Annotated in this window: 1 protein-coding gene and 1 pseudogene; one reads left to right on the plus strand and one right to left on the minus strand. The window is 68.1% G+C overall.

Going from position 1 to position 2136, the window contains the following annotated elements; all coding sequences use genetic code 11:
- Positions 1–142: 142 nt before the first annotated feature.
- A pseudogene (locus ACIPN7_RS29820) lies at positions 143–1038 on the plus strand (IS5 family transposase).
- A 10-nt stretch (positions 1039–1048) separates the two neighbouring features.
- Here the strand turns inward: ACIPN7_RS29820 and ACIPN7_RS29825 are convergent.
- Positions 1049–2014 carry an IS481 family transposase gene (locus tag ACIPN7_RS29825; RefSeq protein WP_400550852.1) on the minus strand — a complete coding sequence of 322 codons (966 nt, stop codon included), beginning with the start codon at positions 2012–2014 and terminating at the stop codon, positions 1049–1051.
- Between the last annotated feature and the right edge of the window lie 122 nt (positions 2015–2136).

A 2136-nucleotide genomic window follows, 5' to 3' on the forward strand; every position in this document is an offset into this window, starting at 1 on the left:
GACCAGCACGGTCCCTGCCGCCGATCCCGTCGCTATCGCGACCGAAGTCCAGGCCTGGGCCGAGACCACAGCCGCAATCCAAAACACGCCCTAGGGCCTGTCCTGCGAATGGCCTGGTCACAGGGTTGGTAATGTCAGGTTTGTGGGTGTTGGGCGTGGTGAGCTGACCGATACGGCCTGGGCGCGGATCGAGCCGCTACTGCCCTCGGCGGATGGTCGTCGTGGTGGTCGGTGGCGTGATCACCGGCAGGTGATCAACGGGATCTTGTGGCGGCTGCGGACCGGGGCGCCGTGGCGGGACGTGCCCGAGAAGTACGGGCCGTGGAAGACGCTGCACGAACGCCTGCGGATCTGGACGAAGGACGGCACCTGGGAGCAGATCCTGGACCACGTGATCGTCAAGGACGACTCGATCGGCACCCTGGAGTGGTCCTTCTCTGTCGACTCGACCAACGTCCGGGCTCACCAGCACGCCGCTGGTGCCCGGAAAAAAGGGGCTGCGCGACCGGGTGGGTCGAAGACCTCGCGGTCGTTGATGAGGCGATCGGCCGGTCGCGGGGAGGCCTGACCTCCAAGATCCACCTCGCCACCGACGGCCGTGGGCTGCCGATGAGCGTGATCCTGACCCCAGGGCAGGCCGGTGACAACCCGCAGCTGCTGCCGTTGCTGGACCAGGTCAGCGTCAAGCGCGACGGGCCCGGCCGGCCCCGGAAACGGCCCGACCGGGTCCTGGCGGACAAGGCCTACTCCAGCCCGTCGACCCGCCGGGCCCTGCGCGCCCGCGGCATCCGGCTGGTCAGCCCGGAGAAGAAGGACCACGCTGCCAACCGGCTCCGCAAAGGCAGCAAGGGCGGACGCCCACCCGTGTTCGACCTGGAGGTCTACAAGGGCCGCAACGTCGTGGAACGTTGCTTCAACCGGCTCAAGCAGTTCCGGGCCCTGGCCACCCGCTACACCAAACGCGCCGCCTACTACCGCACCGAGCTCACCCTCGCCGCGATCGTCCTCTGGCTCCGCGATTCACCGGACACGGCCTAGCTGTACCGGGTCAGGAGGTTGGTCGCAGTCGGCTGGTCGGGGGTAGTCCGTCGAGTGCGCTGTGACGACGTTGAGTGTTGTAGTACTCGAGCCAGGGTGCAAGGGCAGCTGCTCGTTCGGCGTTGGAGGTGAAGGGCTGCCGGTAGGCCCACTCGGTGGCCAGGGTCCGGTTGAGGCGTTCGACCTTCCCGTTCTGCCAGGGGCAGTGTGGCTTGATGAACTTCTGTCGGATGCCGTGCGTGGTGCAGACCTCGCGCAGGGACCACCGGTAGGCCCAGGCGTTGTCGGTCATCAGCCGTTCGATCCGCGTGATGCCCCGGGCGGCGAAGTAGGCGATCGCGCGGGTCAGGAATCCGGCGCAGGTGGGGCCTTTCTCGTCGGGCAGGATCTCGCAGTAGGCCAGGCGGGAGTGGTCATCGACCAGTGAGTGGACGTAGTCGTATCCGGTGCCGTGCTTGCGGTCGCGGTTGTCGCCGGTGCCACGGCCCAGGGCGCGCCACCCGCCACCGTCAGGGATCCGGCCGAGCTTCTTGACGTCCATGTGGACCAGCTCGCCGGGCCGGTCACGTTCATAGCGTGTCGCGGTGATCTTCGAGGCCCGGATGACCTGCCCGGTCAGCGGGTCCAGCCGGGACAGGTGTGGGACCTGGTGGCGGGCCAGGATCCGCGAGATCGTGCGCGCCGGGACCCCGGTGCGGGCCGAGAGCAGGTCTCGTCCGCAGCGTTCGGTGTGGCGCAGCGCGATGACTCGTTGCTCGACCTCGGGCCGGGTCCTGGCCGGCATGGTGTGTGGGCGTGAGGACCGGTCGTGCAGGCCCGGCTCGCCCTCGCTGGCGTGCCGGTCGATCCATTTCTTGACGCACCGGCGTGAGATCCCCATCGCCGCGGAGATATGGGCCTGGGGCCAGCCCGCGCGGTGACGTTCGATGATCAGCAGCCGGCCCTGGAACGTGGTGCGGGCATTACGGTGGGACACGAGAGCCTCCGGGTGGAGTGGGACCTTAGAGCCCTATTCAGCGGTGCCGAGGGTCTCATGAGTGCTTCACGTCCTGACCTACATCGGCGCTGGTCAAGGGCAAGGGTCGGCAGGTAGCGCAA

Origin of the sequence: Promicromonospora sp. NPDC090134, assembly GCF_044746965.1 — a bacterium.
Taxonomy (GTDB): Bacteria; Actinomycetota; Actinomycetes; order Actinomycetales; family Cellulomonadaceae; genus Promicromonospora.